Source organism: Rhodococcus sp. (in: high G+C Gram-positive bacteria) (assembly GCF_049286785.1).
Taxonomy (GTDB): domain Bacteria; phylum Actinomycetota; class Actinomycetes; order Mycobacteriales; family Mycobacteriaceae; genus Rhodococcus_F.
The window spans coordinates 1-2,192 of sequence record NZ_JBAQEO010000605.1; the positions used below are offsets into that span (position 1 = coordinate 1).

Below are 2,192 nucleotides of genomic sequence, written 5' to 3' on the forward strand. Positions count from 1 at the left end.
GATGATTGATTCCTTGAACGGATCAGTGGTCGTAGGCGATCAATGATCGCTTGGCGGCGGCGCCGATGTTCCAGTTGTGCCAGATGCCGGCGGCCATCGCCAACACGCGCTGGGCGACGCGGGCGAACACCCCGTGCGTGGTACGGCCACCGTGTTCTTCCAGGCCAAGCTGCCCTTTCAGCGTGTGGTTGACCGATTCGATCCACTGCCGCACCCCGCCGAGATTGCCGTTCTTGTAGGTTTCGTCCTTGCGGTCCGGTCGCAGCAGCCGCAGACCCATCGCGGCGGTGGTGGCGGCGAACTGTGCGCCGGAGAAGCCTTTGTCGGCGAGCAGGATCTGCCCCGACCGAATCAGGTGATGATCGCGTTCGAGCAGCGCGGTCACCACCTCACGTTCACCGAGTTTCGGATTCGCCAGGCACCACATGATCGGCATCCCGTCGCCGGCGCAGACCAGGTACAGCTTCAGCCCCCAGTAGAAGCGCGAATGGGAGGCGCAGTAGCCGTATCCCGCGTGCCCGGCCAGGTCCGACCGCTTCACCGTTTCCCGAGACATCCCGCAGGGCACCGGGGTGGCGTCGGTGATCCACAGGTCGTCGAACCACGACGGGGACACCTCGGCGAGGAGTCGAATTGTCTTGCACAGCAGCCCTCGTGCCGCCCTGACACGTTTGTTGTAGTCCGACTGTCCGGGAATGTAGGGGAACAGAGCACGCAACTCGACGCTGTGGTGGGCGTGCCGGATCCACCGGCGTTCACAATCGAACCCGAGCAGCATCTGCGCCACGGTCAGGGTGAGCAGTTCGGCGTCGCTGAGCACGGGCCGCCGACCCCGACCGGAGCGGGGTTCGACGACATGATCATCGATGAGCACATACAGTTCGGTCAGGAGGGTTTCCAGTTCTTTGGTCACGCTTTGATCTTGGAAACCCTCCGCCTACCAGCCGCGCAGCGACACACCTTCAAGGAATCAATCATCTAGTACCGCGAGTAGGAGCGGACTCGATGTGACAGGTGAACATCTCGGAAATTCAGCGCCGCCGACCTCGACGCGGCGCGGTTCGGCCCGGGACCGGGCCGGACTGCCGATCGGTCGGCGGGGTCCGAGCCTTCCGGCTGTCGAAGAGCCGGATAACGAGTTTCCGGATCTCACTGGCCCAGAGCACCGTGCTGGCCATCGCGACGCAGACGAGCCACTGGTCGAGTGAGAGGGGTGCGGTGCTGAAGGCCTCGCCCAGGAATCGCACGTGCACCACGGCGACCTGTAGCAGCGCCGAGAGGGCGATAGCACCCCACAGCCAGGAGTTGGCGAACACCCGGCGGAAGGCGGTGCCGGTCTCGGAGCGGGCGTTGAAGGCGTTGAACAGTTGGGCGAACACCAGGACGGTGAACCCGGCTGTGCGGGCGTTGTCCACAGACGTGCCGCCGATGAGACCGATGAGGCCGCCGGGCAGGTACAGGTCGATTGTGAGCAGTGTCGCGACCGCGGTGACCAGGCCGATCACGATGATGCCACCCCACATCCGGCGGTCGATGATCCTGTCGTCCAGTGACCGAGGGGGCCGGTTCATCACGTCCTCGGTCTCCGGGTCCATGCCCATCGCCAACGCCGGCGCACTGTCGGTGAGCAGGTTGATCCACAGAATCTGCGTGGCAAGTAGCGGAAGCGCGATAGCGCCGTCACCGTCGGCCAGGCCGATCACCCCGGCCAGCACCACTCCGAGGAAGACGGTCAGCACTTCACCCATGTTCGACGAGAGCAGGTACCGCAGGAACTTCTGGATGTTGGAGAAGATCCCGCGGCCCTCGCGGATCGCCCGCACGATGGTGGCGAAGTTGTCGTCGGCGAGGATCATCTTCGCCGCTTCCTTGGTGACTTCGGTACCGGTGCGGCCCATGGCAATGCCGATGTCAGCCGATTTCAGTGCCGGGGCGTCGTTCACGCCGTCGCCGGTCATGGCCACGATCTGACGGTCTGCCTGAAGGGCGTCGACGATGCGCAGTTTGTCGGCCGGGGACACCCTCGCGTAGACCGAGCGGCGGCGCACGGTCTCGCGGAAGTGCTCCTCGTCGAGCTGTTCGAGCTCGACTCCCGATACCGCCACTTCCGCTCGGTCGGCGATGCCGAGGTCCTTGGCGATCCGCGCTGCCGTGCGGGGGTGGTCACCGGTGATCATCATGACCCGCACCCC

General features: G+C 65.0%; 2 protein-coding genes. Both read right to left on the minus strand.

Annotation, left to right across the window (positions count from 1 at the left end):
• Positions 1-22: 22 nt before the first annotated feature.
• Positions 23-913, minus strand: coding sequence for an IS982 family transposase (locus tag WAW17_RS22120; RefSeq protein WP_422335058.1), 891 nt, complete (start codon positions 911-913; stop codon positions 23-25).
• Positions 914-1,031: 118 nt separating this feature from the next.
• Positions 1,032-2,192: cation-translocating P-type ATPase (locus tag WAW17_RS22125; protein WP_422335059.1), on the minus strand; the 1,161-nt coding region annotated here is incomplete at its 5' end.